14 protein-coding genes are annotated in these 18105 nt (G+C 72.6%); 9 read left to right on the forward strand and 5 right to left on the reverse strand.

Annotation, left to right across the window (positions count from 1 at the left end; all coding sequences use genetic code 11):
- Window positions 1-650 precede the first annotated feature (650 nt).
- The 8 genes from MCM47_RS15575 to MCM47_RS15610 all read left to right on the forward strand — a co-directional run bounded on the left by MCM47_RS15575 (window position 651) and on the right by MCM47_RS15610 (window position 10721).
- Complete coding sequence (locus MCM47_RS15575; RefSeq protein WP_238862208.1) at window positions 651-1304, forward strand: helix-turn-helix domain-containing protein; 654 nt, start codon at window positions 651-653, stop codon at window positions 1302-1304.
- A gap of 477 nt (window positions 1305-1781) precedes the next feature.
- On the forward strand, window positions 1782-2510 hold the full coding sequence (locus tag MCM47_RS15580; RefSeq protein ID WP_238862209.1) for a DUF4142 domain-containing protein: 729 nt from the start codon (window positions 1782-1784) through the stop codon (window positions 2508-2510).
- Between the two features lie 71 nt (window positions 2511-2581).
- The gene (locus MCM47_RS15585; RefSeq protein WP_238862210.1) at window positions 2582-3979 is read left to right on the forward strand and encodes a DUF1996 domain-containing protein; all 1398 of its coding nucleotides are present in this window, start codon (window positions 2582-2584) and stop codon (window positions 3977-3979) included.
- 127 nt (window positions 3980-4106) lie between these two features.
- Complete coding sequence (locus MCM47_RS15590) at window positions 4107-5030, forward strand: hypothetical protein (RefSeq protein WP_238862211.1); 924 nt, start codon at window positions 4107-4109, stop codon at window positions 5028-5030.
- Window positions 5027-6469 (forward strand): NADH-quinone oxidoreductase subunit NuoF family protein, encoded by a 1443-nt coding sequence (locus tag MCM47_RS15595; protein WP_238862212.1) that lies wholly within the window; start codon window positions 5027-5029, stop codon window positions 6467-6469. The genes MCM47_RS15590 and MCM47_RS15595 overlap by 4 nt, the downstream gene beginning before the upstream one ends.
- A 182-nt stretch (window positions 6470-6651) precedes the next feature.
- Window positions 6652-7734 carry an SCO0930 family lipoprotein gene (locus tag MCM47_RS15600; RefSeq protein ID WP_238862213.1) on the forward strand — a complete coding sequence of 361 codons (1083 nt, stop codon included), beginning with the start codon at window positions 6652-6654 and terminating at the stop codon, window positions 7732-7734.
- Window positions 7734-8357, forward strand: a complete 624-nt coding sequence (locus MCM47_RS15605) for a hypothetical protein (protein ID WP_238862214.1) — start codon at window positions 7734-7736, stop codon at window positions 8355-8357. Before MCM47_RS15600 ends, MCM47_RS15605 begins: the two co-directional genes overlap by 1 nt.
- A gap of 1527 nt (window positions 8358-9884) precedes the next feature.
- Entirely contained in the window at window positions 9885-10721 is an 837-nt protein-coding gene (locus tag MCM47_RS15610; protein WP_238862641.1) for an RNA polymerase sigma factor, read from the forward strand.
- Window positions 10722-11087: 366 nt separating this feature from the next.
- On the opposite strand, the gene MCM47_RS15615 is transcribed toward MCM47_RS15610, so the two are convergent.
- The 5 genes from MCM47_RS15615 to MCM47_RS15635 form a co-directional block, all read right to left on the reverse strand.
- Window positions 11088-11393 carry a hypothetical protein gene (locus tag MCM47_RS15615; RefSeq protein ID WP_238862215.1) on the reverse strand — a complete coding sequence of 102 codons (306 nt, stop codon included), beginning with the start codon at window positions 11391-11393 and terminating at the stop codon, window positions 11088-11090.
- A gap of 297 nt (window positions 11394-11690) precedes the next feature.
- Window positions 11691-12689, reverse strand: a complete 999-nt coding sequence (locus MCM47_RS15620; protein ID WP_238862216.1) for an NAD(P)-dependent oxidoreductase — start codon at window positions 12687-12689, stop codon at window positions 11691-11693.
- A gap of 76 nt (window positions 12690-12765) precedes the next feature.
- Window positions 12766-13344: a DUF2867 domain-containing protein gene (locus MCM47_RS15625; RefSeq protein WP_238862217.1), complete on the reverse strand. Its 579-nt coding sequence runs from the start codon at window positions 13342-13344 to the stop codon at window positions 12766-12768.
- Window positions 13341-14759, reverse strand: coding sequence for a cytochrome P450 (locus MCM47_RS15630; RefSeq protein WP_238862218.1), 1419 nt, complete (start codon window positions 14757-14759; stop codon window positions 13341-13343). Before MCM47_RS15630 ends, MCM47_RS15625 begins: the two co-directional genes overlap by 4 nt.
- 289 nt (window positions 14760-15048) lie before the next feature.
- Complete coding sequence (locus MCM47_RS15635; RefSeq protein WP_238862219.1) at window positions 15049-15276, reverse strand: hypothetical protein; 228 nt, start codon at window positions 15274-15276, stop codon at window positions 15049-15051.
- 594 nt (window positions 15277-15870) lie between these two features.
- Between MCM47_RS15635 and MCM47_RS15640 the strand changes: the two genes are divergently transcribed.
- On the forward strand, window positions 15871-18096 hold the full coding sequence (locus tag MCM47_RS15640; RefSeq protein WP_238862220.1) for an MMPL family transporter: 2226 nt from the start codon (window positions 15871-15873) through the stop codon (window positions 18094-18096).
- Window positions 18097-18105 lie beyond the last annotated feature (9 nt).

Raw genomic sequence — 18105 nt, forward strand, 5'->3', positions numbered from 1 at the left:
GCGGGACGGAACCTCCTGCGGCCCATCTCTAAACATGTCCGGCCCGGTCGGGTCGGGGATTCGAGAGAGAGGGGTGTCGCCATGCGGGAAGCATGCTCCGGCAGCAGGTCGCCGGTGCCGACTCCGTACGAACTCTTCGTGCTGGGGCGGGGTGCCGGCGGAACGGTCGCCACCGGGTCGCGGTGCGTCGGGTCGCGTCCCGCCCGGCCCGTCCGGGTCGGCGTGCTCTCGAGGGGTTCCGGTGGCGGGAACTGTCTCGACGCCGCGGGAAGGGGGCCGCGATGAGCGACCTCGCCCTCCCGGGGGCCGTCGGTCGCCGGGAACCCGTACAGCGCCGCCTCGCCGGTCACGCCGGCACGACGAGTCGCAGCGGCGCGGCGGGCCAGAGCGGTGCGGTGAGCCGTGGCGGCGCGGTCGGTCGCGGTGGCACCGTGAGCCGCGGCGGCGCGGTGGGCCAGGGCGGCACGGTGGGCCACGGTGGTACGGCCGTCGGCCGGGCCGGCACGGCAGGCCGAAGTGGCGTGACGGGCCACGGCGGCACGACGGGTCGTCAAGGCGCGGCGCGACACGGCGACACGATGGGGCGGACCGGCGCAGGTCACGGTCCCCGCGGTGGCCGGGGGCGCACCCAGCCGACCACGGTCCAGGCGGTGGCGCTGTACTCGTCTCCCGGGACGCCGCCGCCGGGACTCTCCGGCGCGGAGGTCGTCGCCGGCACCAAGGGGACGCTCCCCTACCTGCTGATCCCGGACCCGCTGCCGGGCATGCCCCGGGCGCTCGCCCTCTGGTTGGAGGGGCGGACCGCCGTGGTGGGGCCGGCCGTACCGGTCGAGGACGCGGTGGTCTCGCTCGGCTGGGCCCGCAAACTGCTGACGATGGTGCCGCAGGGAGCCTCCGCCGGGATCCACTTCGTCGAGGACCACCTGGCGACCCTCATGCTCTTCCAGGACCCGCTGCTGGCGAGCCACCTCTCCGCCAAGTGGCTCGGACGCCTCGCCGACATGACGCCGCAGCAGCGGCAGTGGACGGAGGAGACGCTGCTCGCCTGGCTGGAGGGTGGTGGCACGCTCCCGGCCGCCCGGCTGCTCCGCATCCATCCGCAGGCCGTCCGGAACCGGCTGCGCAACCTGGAGAAGGTGTTCGGCAGCGGTCTGCGCGACCCCCGGGCCAGGTTCGAGCTCCTGCTGGCGCTGAAGATCCAGATCATGGCGTCCGAGTACGCCCGCCTGCGCCGCAGAGCGGGGATGCTCTCCCTGCTCCAGACCACGGGGCCCCATCGGAACCTCCGGACGAACGGGCACTGAGCCCTTCCGCCGGTGCCGGCCGGTCGCGTGCCGGCGAGGCGCGGCACCCGGCGCGTACGGCCCCCGGGGCCGTACCCACTCTCGTCTCCCGGCCGGGCCGGGTGGGTGCCTGCCCGTGACACCACCGCGGTGTGCGGCTCGTGCAGTCGCCCGCGACCAAGCCCGTCATGCCGTCCCCGAGCCCATGTCGTCCCAGAGCCCGTCATGCCGTCCCCGATCCGGCCCGTCGCGCCGTGCGTCGCGCCGTGCGTCGCGCCGCCGGCGCTCCCCTCCGGGGTGGTGCCGGGCGTGCGGATCCGGGCCGTCCCCTCGTGGCAGTCGAGCGTCACTGCCGCGTCATCCCCTCGTCGGCCGCGCCGTCCGTGGACCGCCGCGCGTGGACCAGTCCCGCGCAGGCCACCGGAAGGCCACCCCGGACCCGTTCCGGTGGCTCCCGCGCGGCCCTGATCCTCCGGGTGCGGTGGAGGAAGAACCCCCATGTCATCTTTGCGGAAGAAGCGCGGACCGGGTGGTGCCGCCTACGGCCTCCCCCTGGTGAGCCGCGTCCCGAGGTCGTCGGCCACCGTCCTGATCATCGTCGCGATGATCCTGACCGCGGCGGCCCTGGTGTACCCCGTGGCGAAGTCGGCCGGTGCCTATCGCAGCGCCCCGGTGAGCGACGACCAGGAAGTGGTGCAGACGCCGACCGGGCCGCTCACCGCCCTCGACCGCGACTTCGTAAAGCGGGTGCGGCTGGCCGGGCTGTGGGAGATCCCCGCGGGCCGGATGGCCCTCGCGAAGGGCACCAGCCCCGAGGTCAAGGTGGCCGGCCAGCACCTGATCGACGGACACACCGACCTCGACCGGGCGGTCCTGACCGCCGCCCAGACGCTGAACCAGAACGTGCCCACCGAGCCGTCGGCCCAGCAGCAGGGCTGGCTCAGGCAGTTGGAGGCCGCGCAGGGGCCGGAGTTCGACGAGCTCTTCGCCAACCTCCTGCGCAGTGCCCACGGCCAGGTGTTCGCGGTGCTGGCCCAGGTGCGGGCCGGCACCCAGAACTCCACGGTCCGGGACCTGGCCAACACGGCCAACGGCACGGTGCTCGACCACATGAACGTCCTGGAGGACACCCGGCTCGTCAAGTTCGACAAGCTCAGCCCGCCGCCGTCCGGTTCGGCCGCTCCGCCTGCGAGCCGCCCACCGGCGCCCGCCGGATCGACCCGTTAGACGACGACCCGGCCGAGGGCTGTCCGCGGCCTGCCCGGCAGGCCCGATCCCGTCTGAGGAGTGTGAAGAACATGAAGTCCCATAAACGTGGCACGTCGAAGAGAAGGGCCGGCGCCCTGCTGCTGGCGGTGGTCCTGGGCACCGGTGCGGTGGGAACGGTGGTGTCGGTCGCCTTCGCCGGTCAGCGCCAGTCGAGCTCGAAGTCGGCGTCCCCCCAGGTCGGCACCGTCGCCTGCGCCGACGCCGGGGTGGCCCTGAACGAGGTGCCGGAATCCTCCCAGGAGGCGGTGGACAAGAACCTCGCCGACCTCGACGTCCAGGTGGCGGACGCGTTCAGCCGACTGGCCGCGCCCGCTCCGGGCGACAACGAGAAGCGCGTCATGGACGATCTCGCCGGCAAGCGCGCGGAAACCCTGAAGAAGCTGTCGGACAGCGCCGGTCCGGACTCCGGTCTGCCGAAGGACCTCTCGGGCATGGCACGGTGCACGGTCCGGAACGACCTGGTGGTCCAGGACGCGGCCAAGGGGTTCAGCGCGGACGGCATGGGCGGCGCCGTCGCCGAGACCAAGGCCGCCGCGCAGGTGAAGTCCCTCTCCAAGAACAAGAACGGGTTCGTCGACATCCGGAACGTTTCCCCGAACGTCTCCGCGCCCGCCAAGAAGGGGTCGGCCACCGGCTCCTTCACCTCCCGGTGCGGGCGCAACGAGAACCGCCACCTCAACCCCGACAACGTGATCGTCGCCCCCGGCGTGAGCAACGGCGCGCACCACATGCACGACTACGTGGGGAACGTGGCCACGGACGCGTTCTCCTCCAACGCCAAGCTCGCCGCGTCGGGCACCACCTGCTCCAACGGCGACGGATCGGCGTACTACTGGCCCGTCCTGCGCGTCTTCGACGGCACCAACGAGAAGGACGCCAAGGCGCCCGGTGGCGGCAAGGACAAGAACGTGGGACGGATCCTGCAGCCGGCCGAGGCGAACATCACGTACACCTCGACCGTCGGGAACCAGGTCCAGCCGATGAAGCAGTTCCTGCGCATCCTCACGGGCGACGCCAAGGCCTTCACCAACGGGCCGGCGAACGCCCACGCGTCCTGGAGCTGCACGGGCTTCGAGAACCGCCAGGTCGTCGACAAGTACCCGATCTGCCCGAAGGGGAGCCGGGTCGTGCGGACGCTGAAGTTCCCGGACTGCTGGGACGGCAAGAACATCGACAGCGCCAACCACCGGACGCACACCGCCTTCTCCAACGCTTCGGGCGCGTGCCCGAAGAACTTCAAGGTGATCCCCCAGCTGGTCGAGCGCGTCGCCTACGACGTGCCGGCCGGGGTCCGGTTCGCGGTCGACAGCTTCCCCGAGCAACTGCACAACCCGATCACCGATCACGGTGACTTCATCAACAACATGAGCAAGAACCTGCAGGACCAGATGGTCAGTTGCATCAACCAGGGGCGTCGCTGCGGGTGACCCGCCCCTCCGGGGCCGGCCCGCGCCGGCCGGTCCCGGAACCAGGTTCGACAGCAGGTTCAGGACGAGGCCGGAGGGCTCAGCAATGGTGAGAGGGCAGAGGCGGCGGTCGCGGCGGTTCGGCCCGGTGCCGCGGAACGCCGAGCGGCCCGGTCGGTCGCGCGCGGCGGCCGAGGGCGAACAGCCCGCGGAGGGCGGTCGCAAGCGGTTGGGTCCGTGGTCGTTCCTGCCGCTGTTGGCGGCGGGGCTGGCGGTGACGGCCGTCGTCGTGGACCCCAGACTGCAGGCGTTCCTGACGTTCGCCGTCGGTGTGCTGGCACTCGTGTCGTTCACCTCCGCGGTCCTGTGGGGCCTGGCGGCGACCGACCGGCTGGTCCTGAGCCCGTCGCACCGGCTCGTCGCGCAGGCCGTCCACCGGACGCTGGGCGTCGCGGGCGTCGTCTTCCTGGTCCTGCACGTCTGGATGAAACTGATCGTGGGACAGATCGGCGCTCTCGCGGCCTTCGTGCCGTTCGCCGACCCGGTCAAGCCGGTGGTCTTCGGACTGGGGACCGTCGCCGGGTACCTGTTCCCCGCGGTGGCGCTGGCCGGGGCGGCCCGGAGCAGGCTCGCCCGATCGGGTGACGCGCGCCGGTGGAGGGTCATCCACCTGTGCTCGTACCCGGCGTGGGGAGCGGGCCTGGTCCACGGCCTGCAGTCGGGCCGGGTCGCGGCCCCCTGGGTGGTCGTGCTGTACGGCGTGGCCGTCCTGGGCGTGGCAGGCGCGCTCACGGTCCGGCTGCTCCTCCAGGACCGTTCCGGCCCGCGCCAGGCCCCCGTACGGCCGCTCCCGCCGGACGCCGGTGGGGCCTCCGAGGCCACCACCCAGCGCCTGCCGGTGGTCGGGGGGCAGACCGCGGCGGCCGAGCCGGGCCTGGCCGTGGGCCGGGGCTTCGCAGCCGGGCCGGGCCTGGCCGGAGCCGGCGTCGGACTCGGGGTCGGAGTCGGGGTGGGAGCCGGCATCGGTGCCGGTGCCGGTGCCGGAGTCGGACGTCGGCGGCAGGGCGCGTGAGCGGCTACCCCCCACCCGTCCTCTGGTTCGGACGGCCGGTCCTGTTCGCCGGCCTGGAGAGCCTGTACCGGGTCGACTACCGCTCGCACCTCCTGGTCCACGGCCAGCTGCCGGCGCTGGGCGCGGAGGAGTTGGCCGAGCTGGCCGAGAACGTGGACCTGCGCGGCCGCGGAGGTGCCGGATTCCCCTTCGCCCGGAAGATCAGGGCGGTCGTCAAATCGGCCGCCCGGCGCCGCACCACGCCGGTCGTGGTCGTCAACGGAACGGAAGGAGAACCGAGTTGCCTGAAGGACACCACGCTGATCCTGCGCGCCCCGCACCTCGTGGTGGACGGTGCGCTGATCGCGGCCACCGCGCTGGGCGCGGAGCGGGTGGCGATCGGCGTCACCAGGGCCGACACCGAGGAGTCGCTGCGCCAGGCCCTCGCCGAACGGAGGTCGGTGAAGCCGCCGGTGGAGGTGGTACGCCTGCCCGAGCGGTTCGTGACGGGGGAGGGGAGCTCCCTCGCCCGCGGCATCACCAACGGGATCGCCCTGCCCCGGGGAGGCGGCGTGCGCACCAGCGACAGCGGTGTCGGGGGAGCCCCCACGCTGCTGTCCAACGCCGAGACGTACGCCCAGCTCGCCGTGGCCGCCCGCTGGGGTGCGCTGGCCTACCGGGAGAACGGCCTCCCCGACGAACCCGGCACCGTCCTGCTCACCATCGCCGGCTCGACCGTGGTGGAGACCCCCACCGGGGTGCCGCTGGAGACCGTCCTGGCGGCGTGCGAGCTGGACATCGGACAGGGCGTGCTGGTCGGCGGGTACCACGGGAAGTGGCTGACGCCCGACGCGGCCCGCCAGGCGGTGATCTCCCGCCAGTCCTTCCAGCGCCTCGGAGGGGCGCTGGGTGCCGGGGCGATCCTGCCGCTGCCGGAGACGACCTGCCCGCTGTGGGAGGTCGTCCGGATCTCCCGCTGGATGGCGGACGAGACGGCCGGCCAGTGCGGTCCCTGCTACCTGGGGCTGCCCGATCTGACCTCGGCCCTGGAGGACCTGGTCCGCGGCGGCGGGCAGCGCGCGCTCGACCGGGTGCAGGCCGGCATGCGGGCGGTCACCGGACGGGGGGCGTGCAGCCACCCCGACGCCGCCGCCCGGTTCGTGGCCTCGTCCCTGGCCGTGTTCGACGACGACCTGGTCGCGCACTCGTACCAGGGCGGCTGCGGTCGGCCGTCGCAGGACGTCCTGCCGCTGCCGGAGGTGGAGAGTGCCGGCTCCATCGTCGTCGACTGGACGCTCTGCGAGGCGCACGGCCTGTGCACCGGCGTCCTGCCCGACGTCATCCGGCTGGGGCCGGACGGGTTCCCCGCCGCCGCCGTGATGCCCGTACCCGCGAGGCTGCTCTCCCAGGCGGCGCGCGCCGTCGACCGGTGTCCCGCGCTCGCGCTGCGGATGCAGTGAGGCCGCCACGGCGGTGCCCGTGTCGCTCGTCGGAGCGGCGGACCGATCGAGAGGTTCCGGAGGGCTATCGACCCTGACATCCGCGTCCCGTGTCCGGTGCCCGGCGCTCGCCGCCGGACCGGATCACCGGGGACGCACAGATCCACGGAAGGCCAGATTCCACCGATGGAAAGGCAAGGAACATGTTGACGAAGCGATACGGACTGGCCGGGCTCTGTGTCCTGTTGGTCGGGCTCGTGGTGATGGCCCTGTGGGGCAGCATGAGCAGCAGCGCCAAGACGCCGTCCGGCTCCGGCCAGCTGGTCGGAGCGCAGGACGCCGCGCCGGCCGGTGGCGGGTCCTACGGCTCGTACGGCTCCTACGGGAGCTCCGGTGGATCGCCGTCCGCCGGTGCGTCGGCGGGTGCGGGTGCATCGGCGGGTGCCTCGGCGGGCTCGTCGGCCGGTGCTTCGGCGGGCGAGGGCAAGGCCGGGGGAGCGCTGACCGTGCGCACCGACGCCAAGCTCGGCATGGTGGTCACCGACAGTGAGGGCTTCACCCTCTACCGGTTCGACAAGGACATGGCCAAGCCCCCGATGTCCAACTGCAACGACGGCTGCGCCAAGACCTGGCCGCCGGTCGCCAAGGAGGGCTCGACCGCGGGGACCGGGATCGAGGCGGGCATGCTCGGCGAGGTCACCCGGGCCGACGGGACGAAGCAGCTCACGCTGGGCGGCTGGCCGGTCTACCGCTACGCGCAGGACTCCGCGGCCGGTGACACCAAGGGCCAGGGCGTCGGCGGCGTCTGGTTCGCCCTGGCGCCCGACGGCAAGAAGGCGGCCGCCGCGGCCGCCGGTGCGTCGGCCTACCCGTCGGAGACGGCCGGCGCGGCGTCGAAGCCCCAGCCGGCCCAGCCGGCCCCGGGCGGGGCCCAGGTCTCCGTGACCACCAACGCGCAGCTCGGCCAGATCGTCGTGGACGCGCAGGGCATGACGCTGTACCAGTACGCTAAGGACCCGTCCTGGCCGATGAAGTCCATGTGCGAGGGCCAGTGCGCGATGACCTGGAAGCCGGCGCCGGCCGTCGACCCGAGCCAGGTCAAGGGCGTGGACCCGAAGCTGATCGGCAAGATGCAGCGCAGCGACGGCAGCTGGCAGCTGTCCATCAACTGCAAGCCCGTCTACACCTTCGCGGGCGACAAGGCCCCCGGTGACGCCAACGGGAACGGCAAGGACAACCTGTGGTCGGCCGTGAACCCCGCCGGGAAGCCGGTGACCGGTAAGTGATGCCCTGGGACTCCACCGTGGCGCCCGTCCGGCCGCGGCAGAAGGCACGCCGCCGGCTCCAGTGGCTCGGGATGACCGTCCTGCTCGCCCTGGGTGTCATCGAACTGATGGGTGGGACCGGCGGGTTGTTCGCTCTGCCACGCGCATCGGCCGGCGTCGGCGGCGCCTCGGTGGAGGACCTGGCCAAGCGGATCGGCTGTACGGCGGACATCACCGCCGACACGGCGGACCTCCGCCAGGGGCTCTGCAGCCTCGGGGAGGACGAGGTGTGGATCGCCACCTTCCCGACCACCGGGGCCCAGACGGTCTGGACGTCGGGGGCCGAGGAGTACGGCGGGTCGTACCTGGTGGGTGACCGGTGGGTGGTCGTCCTGTCGGACACCACCGCGGACTTCCTGCACCAGAAGCTGGGCGGGGTGGTCACGAACGGCACCGACCACGCCGGGCACGCCGACCAGGGCGACCGGAGCGGTCACGGTGACCACGGTGACCACGCCGACGAGGGCGGCCGCGGCGACCACGGCACAGGGGAAGGTGCCGGTGACGGGGCCGGCGAGGGCGCCGGTGCGGACCACGGCTCCGGTGCCGACCAGGACGGGCGCGGTCCGTCCGGTCTCGGCTGACCTCGGCGATCGACCGATCGGGCGGTGGCGATGCCACGCAGACTCCCCGGGCCAGGCCCGGGGAGTCTGCGTGGCATCGCCACCGCCGTCGTGGTCCGGGGCTCCGGGCCGGTGGTGAGGAGGTGAACGGCGATGATTCCCACGAGGAGCAGGGCGGGGTCGGGTCGCGAGGGCGGGGCGCCGTCGACGGGCGGCCGCGGGCCCGGACGTCCACGCCGGAGGCCGGCCGGCGTGCCGGCACCGCCGGGTGGACCGTCGGGCCCGGGGTGGCGGCGTGGGGGACGTCGGTGGCGGTGGCGGGGGCGGGCCCAGGGGTAGGGGTGTAGCAAGGGCGTTGGGGGCGTAGGAGTGGGCGGGGAGCGGGCCAGGCCCGGGGAGGCCCGCGTCGCCCGGGCGCCGGTGGGGAGAGCGTGACGTACCGCCGGCCGACCGGGCGGCAGCGCCCCAGGCGCCCGGCCCGGCCCGTACCGGGGGTCTTGGCACGGTCCTCGGGCGCCGACGTCGGGCGCTTCGGGGGCCTCCGCCCCGCCCGGGGGCCGGAAGACGCGGAGGCCCTGCGACAGGCCCCCGGCGGGCGCTGTACGGCCGGCGTCGGTCCGGTCGTCCGCCGGACCCGCACCGACCGCCGGGCGTCCCTCCGGTCGCCCGGGGCGGCCGCGCCGTCCGCATGTCGGGAGGCGCTTCCCCGTGCACCGCCCGCGCAGTGCCGGCAACCCGTCGCCCAACCCGTCGCCCAACCCGTCGCCGGCAACCCGTCGCCGGCAACCCGTCCGGCGGTCCGGTCCGCGTGGTCATGGCGCCCGGCGCCCCAGTTTCTTTGGCACGGGCGGGAGTTACCGCCCGGTTTCCCCGTCGGCCTCCGCTGCGCCGGCCACGCCGCCGTGCGCGCCGTGCGCATGCGCGCGCACGATGCGTCGACCACCGCGGGCCGAACGCGGCGTCGTGGGGTGCGTCCGGCGGCGCGACACCTCCCGATGACGTGTACCCGCTCGTCCGTCACGGCGCCATCGGTTGCATCACGCTACGGATTCGGAACATGCCAAACCCGAATTGGCATTTCTGTTACGCACCGGACTTCGCCCGCGGGCCGGGGCTGGTGGGACCGGTGGGGTCTGCGCAGACACGGGCCGCCGGGCGGCCCGGCCCCCGCGGACACCGCTCGGCGGGCGTCGCCCGCTATTCGGTTTGGGAATGGGCGGGCGGGCGGCGGGCACGGAGACGATTGCCGGAACGCCGTCCGGCTGGTGTGCTGTGGACCACCCTCCCCCGCCTCCCCGACGGCGCGGCAGCCGTCCGTCACCGGTGTCGCCGACCCGGGCAGGCCGAGGGCATCGACATCGTCACGTCCCCCGCGACCGGGCGCCCCCGCGCCAGGCCGCCCAAGAGCCGCCAGGTGCAGTGCCGCGCCTGACCCGCTCGCCGACAACCGAGCCCCGATCTCCCCCGGCCCCGTGAGGCCGCCGTACCCCCCGGTGCGCGCGACCGTCCCACCACGGGGCAACCAGACCTGAGGAGAACACCTTGACCGTGCGTTCCGACGACTACGGACTGGGTCTGAGCACCTTGAGCGACATCGAGCTCTCCGCGGTCCTTCCCGCCGCGACCGCCAGCGACACCTCCCGTGTCGGAGCCGTGATGGCCGAGGTCTTCACCCGCCACCACGGCGCGGTGCTGGCCTACGCACGCGGCTACTGCCGCGACCCGCAGACCGCCCAGGACCTCGCCGCCGAGGCCTACGCCCGCACCTACGTCTCGGTGTCCCGCGGCCACGGACCGCGCCACGCCTGGCGCCCGTACCTGATGGCCTGCGTCCGCCGCACCGCGATGGAGTGGAGTAGGCACTTCACCCGGCGGGTGCTGCTGCCGGAGGACTTCGAGACCTGGGTCGAGCACCTCGCCGGCGACGCGGAGACCGAGGCCGCGCTGCTCGCGACCGAGGAGACCGCCCTGGTCGCCAAGGCCTACCGCTCCCTGCCCGAGAGGTGGCAGGTGCTCCTCTGGCTCACCGTGGTGGAGGGCGAGCCGGCGGCCGCCGTCGCGCAGCGGATGGGGATGACGCCGAGCGGCGTGCGCTCCCTCGCCGCGCGGGCCCGGGAGGGGCTGCGCGAGGCCTACCTGCGCGAGGACGTGGACGAGGGCGCCGAGCCGGAGTGCCGCTACTTCACCGCCCGGCTGGCCGAAGCCATCCGGCGCCCCGGCCGGCGGCGCGGCCCCGAACTGGCCCGGCACCTGGAGAACTGCGAGGGCTGCGCCCGGGTGGCCGGGGAGGTCGAGCGCGCCAACCACCTTGCGGTGGCGGCGGCTTCGACCGCTCCGGGCCCGGAGGCCGCACGCCGCCGCCGCCTCTCCGCCCGCCGGCGGTGAGGCGGCGTCCGCGACCCGCGCCCGTCCGCGTGCTGCGGCAGGGCGTCGCCGTCCACCGCACGCGCCGTCCTCCCGGGCCGCCGGAGTGCGGCGTTCCGGGAGGAACGTTCCGGGCGGACGGTCCCCGCGAAGCGGGGGCGCCGGCTCCCCTCCGCACCGTCCCGGCGGACGCCGAGACGCTGCTCGCCGCCACCCGCACCGCCGCCGAGGCGGCCGAAGTCCCGGTCAGCAGTGCCTGCCGGGAGCGGGGAGTCGGCGAGCAGGTCGGGGCGGAACGGGTTCGCACGGCGGTGTCGGAGCGGGGATTGCCCGGTGCCGCGCGATCGTCGGTGCGCGGCACCGGGCATTCTCGTCAGCCCCGGAACGTCAGCAGCTGATCAGGCCCTTGAAGTGCCCGATCTGGGCGAACAGCCGACTGTAGGCCGTCTGGCCGGGCTGGATCGTGTAACAGGTCGGGTCGGTGCGGTCCGTGTAGACGACCTGGACCCGCTGCTGGGTGCTGCAGTTGTTGGTGACGTCCACCCAGACGGTGACCAGGAACTTCTCCTGGGCCACAACGCAGCTGGGAACAGTCGTGGTCGTGGTCGTCGCCGCGCTGGCGACCCCCTGGCCGGCCGCCATCAGGGCCAGTCCGCCCATGGCCACACCCGCGGCACTCATGAATCGGCGCATCGTTGGCGCTCCTCTCGGTCATCGGATATCCGCGGCAACTCCGCCCGGTCGCCGTGCTGTTCATTGAACGTCGGGATCCGGTGACGCGAGGTGTGCGCCGAATAATCTGACATGTTCCTGCACGGATCGTTTGTCATTGGTGATTCCCCTGCCCGGTAGGGGTGTTCATGGTGGCGGCGGGGTCGGGGCGGACTGTCCGCGAGTCGCGTGGGTGGGGACCGGAATAGATGACGGTTAGTCATGACGGCGCGATCGCGGCAGAATCACGCGCACGAGTTCTGCAGATCCGCCGTGCCGCTACCTCCTGGTCGCGTCCGGGGTCCGTCGGCCGCGCAGCTCGTCGCGCAGCCGGCGCATGCCCTCCTCGAAGTCGATCCGCGGGCGGTACCCGAACTCGGAGCGGAGCCGTTCGCTGGAGAACCCCTGCTCGGTGGTCATGAGTTCCACCGCGAGCCTGGTCAACGGCGGGCTCGACTTCAGGCGGAGCTTGCAGTGGGCGGCCTCGACCGCCCACGCCGCGGCGTACGCGGCACGTCGGGGGATCGGGACGAACCGGGGCTGCGGCAGGCCCGCGATCTCGGCCAGGCGCTCGAAGTAGGTCTGCCAGCCGACCGGGGAGTCGTCGGTGATGTTGAAGGCCCGGCCCACGCTCCGCTCGTCCGAAGCGAGGAGCAGGATCGCGTCCACCGCGTTCGACACCTGGGTGAGTCCGGCGGAACGGTTCGCCGGGATCAGCGGGGTGCCCTCGCGCAGCAACCTCAGGGCCTCGTCGACGAAGGTCTTCGACCGGGGCCCGTACAGGTTGGCCGGACGGACCACGACGGTGGGCAGGTCGTTGCGCTCGACGAACTGCCACAGCAGCTCCTCGGCCTCGATCTTGGTGTCGCCGTAGCGGAAGCCGCGCCGGCGCAGCGGCGCGCTCTCGTCGACGACGCGGTCCGGGTGGCCGTACACGTCCGTCGAGCTGACGTGGACGAAGCGCCCCACCCCGGCGGCGGCGGAGGCCGCCAGCAGGTTCTGCACGGCGGTGACGTTGGCCGCGCGGAACTCGCCCCAGGTGCCCCAGTCCTTGACCATCGCGGCGCAGTGGAAGACCCGGTCGAAGCCCGCGACGCGGCGCACCAGCGAAGCGCGGTCCAGGAGGTCGGCCTCCACGACGCCGACCCCGAGCCGGTCGAGGTGACTGCGGTCGCTGGACCTGCGGACCAGGGCGGTCACCTCCTCGCCGGCGGCGAGGAGGCCCTCGACGAGATGGCTGCCCAGGAACCCGCTGGCCCCGGTCACCAGGTTTCGCATGTCTTGTCCTTCGTCGCAAGCACGGGTGGACCCGGCGGCCGCCCGGGACCGCGGGGTGCACCCGTTCACGGATACGTCAGGAGTGCTTCGCCCAGGTGCCGCCGATCCCGCGGATGAGGGAGGGGACCACCAGCGTGCGGCGGAAGGGAGTGATCCCGGTCATGTAGGCCTTGCCGAGCAGGCCGTTGGGCTTGACGAGCGCGGCCATCTCGCCGCGGTAGCCGCCCGTCCCGCTGGGGACCCAGCCGATGTGCATCAGCAGGTGGCAGGTCCGGTTGGCCATCTCGGCCACGTACTCGGTGTCGGTCTGGTAGACGGAACGGAGCGGTACCAGGGCGAAGTCCGGTCCACGCGGCGCCTCCAGGAGGTCGGCCGGCAACCGGTCGCGCACGGACGCCACCCGCCTGCCGACGCCGTCCTCCGCCTTGTCCAGACGGAGCAGCGCGCCGAGCCTCCAGCGGACCGCGAACAGGACGCGCATCACGGTCGCGGACATCTCGGAGTCGTCGTTCGAGGTGAACTGCTCCACCAGGCGCGGCAGATCGTCCGGCCCGCCCGGCGTCGGCAGGGCCCACACGTCCTCCAGGACGAAGTCCTCGGTGAACTCGTGGATCCGCCAGGGCCGGGCGGTGTACAGCTCGTTCGGAACCCTCATGCAGTGAGAGCCTTCCCCTTGCGTGCTCGGAGCGCCATACGAGCACCGTACTCGGGCATGGTGGTGATCCCGCGGTGGTGCACGCGCTCGGGCGTCATGTCGGGGCGGTCCAGATCGAAGTGGGAGAGGATCACGCGCAGCACGCTCTTCATCTCGTCGATCGCGATCTTGTCGCCGAGGCAACGGGTGATGCCACCGCCGAAGGGGATCCAGGCGCTGGTGTCCAGCTTGACGTCGAGGTAGCGCTCGGGGCGGAAGGCCTTGGGTTCCTGGAAGTTGTGCGGATCGGTGCTGACCAGGTGGGAACTCGCCCACACGATGTCGCCGGGCTCGTAGTAGACGCCGCCGATCTGGATCGGCTTCATCACCTCGCGGGGCATGATCAGCGGCAGCGGCGGCCGGATGCGGAGCACCTCGTAGCAGACCGCCTCGAGGTAGGCGTCGGTCTCGCCGGCGTCGATCTCCTCCCGCAGGCGGGCCAGCTCGACGGGGAACCGGCTCAGGTACTCCAGTGCCCAGGCGAGGGACGACACGGTGGTCTCCGTGCCGGCGAGGAACAACGTCATGATCTCGTCGCGGAGTTCGACGTCGGTGAGCTTGCGGCCGTCGACCTCCATGCTGAGCATCGTCGACAGCAGGTCGTCACCGAGCTCGCCGATCTCGCGGCGCTCGGCGAAGGCTTCGAAGAGCAGCTCGTCTGCGCGGGCGCGGTGCTTCAGGAACGGGGCCAGGCCGGTGCCGGGGATCGACTTGATCAGCCAGTTCGAGAAGCCCGACATCTGCTCCAGGGGGATGGCCGCCGTCATGTACTTGTTCAGGTCGACGACACCCATGATCTCCTCGAACAGCTCGCTCCAGCACGAGGGGGTGACCTTGCCGAAGACGACCTCACGGATCACCTCGACGGTGAACCGGTGGATCACCGGGCGCAGCGACATCACCTTGTTCTGGGGCCAGTTGGGGATGTCGCGCTCCGCCATCTCGTCGATCGCGGCCCGGATCCGCTGGAACGCCGTGCCCTTGAAGCTGGGCATCAGCTCCTTGCGCCGGGCCTTGTGCTCGTCCTCCTCGAGGAAGGCGAGGCCGGTCCGGCCGAAGAACTTGTGGTTGACGTCGTTGCCGTTGCTGGTGTGCAGGACGTCGGGGGGCGCCAGGAACATCTCCTTGATGTCCCCCGGGTCGGAGATCACGTACATGTCGGGACCGGGCCGGAGCTGGAGCTTGAACCGGTGGCCGAGCTTGTCCCGGACCTTCTCGAGCCAGTCCGTCTGGTACTTCGTGAAGAGGTACGTCTGGAGGGCTCCGGGCGCCTTGGGCGCCGGGAGGTCGGCAGCCCGGATGGTGACCGGGGGGCGCCGGGCGGAGTGGTCGACCGGGCAGCGGGCGGCGTCGGGGGCCGATTCGGTAGTGCTCATGTCCGTCCCTGGGTGTCTCGGATCACTGCTGAGCGGGCGTCGGACGGGGCCACGGGGATGGTCCTGGCTTCGACCATTCCTGTGCCGCGAGCGGAAACGGTCCGACACCATGTAGAGCCCGCGCCCACGGCCGTGGATACAGCTCGCCGGAAGGCAGTTCGCCCCGCCCGCGGATGAGACTTCCTCGGGGTCGGCTCGTGCATCTATAGTCGTCGCGCACGGCGGTCCGGCAGGGTCGGCAGCTCCCGCGGTCGGGGAACGGGCCGCGCCCGCAAGGAGCGTGGAACCTTCAGAGGGGCTGCTGCGTCATGTTGAGCGGGACTCCTTCGGCGTGCTGGGGGAGCCGGGGCTGAGGTCCTCCGAGGGACAGGGCCGGGCGTCCCTGGGCGCCGAAGCACTGGAAGAGCGCCTTGGCGTTCTCGGTCACCCTCTCCGGGCAGCGCCCGACGGCATCCGAGAGCCTGCGGAGCACCGCTGCGTCCGGGGCCGCGTCCGTGTGGTCGTCGCTCGCATTCACTGGTCTCTCCGCTGGGTCGTCAGGGGTACGCGCAGGTGGGTGACCCTCGACACCGCGTTCGTCGGGGGGGCGCGGGTCCGGTGTCCGGGCAGGCGCGGGACGGGGGGCCGTACGGGCGGCGTGGGGACTCCGCGGTGAGCGGTCCGTACCCTTCGGCCGGCCGGCCAAACCGGTCGGGGTTCTCGCCCCGGCGTGGTTCGCAGCCCTGACGGCCGCACGGATCCGGCGACCGCACCGGTGGGGCGGCGCCCCGCCCGCACCGCCCGCCGGGCAACGGAGCTCCACCCCGGGCCGCCCGCGGGCGCATCGACAACATGCCCCCGATTAGCGGGAGTTGTCGTCCGTTCGGCGCGTCGTGCGCGTTCCGCCACCGCTCGCCCGGCGGCATCGTATACCGGCCCCGCGGTCGGCGGTCGATGCTCCGGTTTCTCGAACCCAGGTGTATCCAGCCGCTCCTCCGGCGGCTCTGTGCTGGTGAGGCGTGAGGCCGAGGCGGCCCGCACAGTGCCGGGCAGCCGCCGACGGAGGGTCGAGGTCCCGAATGACGTACGTTCCGCGTGAGTGCTCCTCGCGCCGCGAGCAGAGGGGTGTCAGTTGCTGAACCGAATCGCCGACCTCACGATCAACAGGCCCAAACGGGTACTCCTGATCACGCTCCTCGCGGCACTCGCCTTCGCGGCCCTCGGTGCCGGACTCACGTCGCGCGTCACCCTCGGGGGGTTCGCGAGCCCCGGAACCGAATCCGCGCGCGCCGCCAAGGCGCTGGAGGACCGGTTCGAGCAGGGGCCGCCCAACCTCGTCATCCTGGTGCAGGACGGGCGCGGGGTGGACGCCCCGGAGGTCGCCGCGGCCGGCACCCGACTCACCGAGAAGGTCGCCGCCGAGCCGGGCGTCAGCGACGTCGTCTCCTACTGGACGACGAAGTCGTCCGCGATGCGCGGCAAGGACCAGAAGCAGGCCCTGCTCCTGGGCCGCATCGTCGGTGACTTCGACACGATGCAGGAACGCGTGAAGGAGCTGCGGAAGACCTACTCCGGAACGGTCGACGGCCTCGACGTCAAACTCGGCGGCAGCGGCCTCATGTGGGTGGAGAACCTCGAAGCGGCGGCCGACGACTCGCTGAAGGCCGAGGCCTTCTTCATCCCCGTCGTGCTCGTCCTGCTGGTCCTGATCTTCGGCAGCCTCCGCGCCGCGTTCCTCCCCCTGGCCATCGCGATCACCACGACGTTCGTGGTGATGGGCCTGCTGTTCGCCATCACGTTCGTCCTGGAGATCGCGGACATGGTGACGATGATCACCACGTTCCTCGGCCTGGGGCTGGCCGTCGACTACAGCCTGCTCTTCATCACCCGCTACCGGGAAGAGCTCGCCGAGGGCAAGTCCGTACCGGACGCCGTCCGCACGACGATGCGCACCGTCGGACGGACCGTGCTCTTCTCCGCGACCACCCTGGCCGTGGCCCTCGGCTCCACGATGGCGCTGCCGTTCACCATGTTCCACTCCCTGGCCCTCGGCTCCGTCCTCACCGGCCTCACGGCCGCCGCCACCACCCTGACCATCGTGCCCGCCATGCTGGTCTGGATGGGACCGGACCGCGTCGCGGGGCGCCGGGGCCGCAAGCGCACGGCCGCCCGGGCCGACAGCGAGGGCTTCTGGCACCGGCTCGCCATGTTCGTGATGCGCCGCCCGGTGCCGCTCCTCCTGGCCGTGCTGGCCTTCATGATGTTCCTCGCCCTGCCGGCGAAGGACATGAAGGCGCGGCTGCCCGACGAGCAGATCCTGCCGCCCACGGCGGTGTCGGCACAGGTCGCCACCGCCATCCGCGACAAGTTCGACAACCGTGAGCAGGACACCCTGCAGGTGGTGGCCCTGAACGTCGGCGACCCCACCACCCGCACCGCCGACATCGACCGGTACGCCAGGCAGCTCTCCCAGAACCGGGCGGTCGCCAGGGTCGACGCCCTCACCGGCGGCTACAGCAACGGCCAGAAGGTCCTGGAGTCCGACCCCGCCTCGGCGCGGTTCGCCAACGCCTCCGACACGTACCTGTCCCTCGTGCTCAACGTCGACCCGTACGGCGACGACGGCGCCGAACTCGTCCGCACCGTACGCGACGACCCGGCCCCCTTCGCGGTCGTCGTCGGCGGCGCGCCGGCCGACTCCGTGGACACCTTCGACGTCCTGGGCGACCGGCTGCCGATCGCCATCGCCATCCTCGCCGTCGGCAGCTTCGTCCTGCTGTTCCTGCTGACCGGCAGCGTCCTGCTGCCCCTCAAGGCGATCCTGCTGAGCGCCCTGAGCCTGTCGGCGACCTTCGGCGCGCTGGTGTACATCCTCCAGGAGGGGCACCTCCAGTGGCTCGTCGGCGACTTCGTCGTCACCGGGGCGCTCACCTGGCTCGTTCCCATCACCGTCGTCGCGATCGCCTTCGCGCTGTCACTGGACTACGCGGTCTTCATCCTGTCCCGCATCACGGAGGAGTACCGCAGGACCGGCCGCAACGACGAGGCGGTCGCCTTCGGCCTCGAACGCACCGGCCGGGTCGTCACGTACGCGGCCCTGCTGCTCGCCATGGCGTTCGCCGGCCTCACCTTCTCGAGCGTCAGCTACGTCAAGGGACTCGGCATCGGCATGCCCCTGGCCGTCCTGCTCGACGCGACGCTGGTCCGCGGTGTGCTCGTGCCCGCCTTCATGCAGCTGCTGGGCAACGCGAACTGGTGGGCGCCCGGACCGCTCAGGCGGTTCCACGACCGGTTCGGCATCAGCGAATCGGACCCCGACGAGGAGAAGACGCCGGTCATGGCCGGCACACACAGCTGAGGCGTTCCG

Origin of the sequence: Kitasatospora sp. A2-31 (assembly GCF_022288725.1) — a bacterium.
Classification (GTDB): Bacteria; Actinomycetota; Actinomycetes; order Streptomycetales; family Streptomycetaceae; genus Kitasatospora.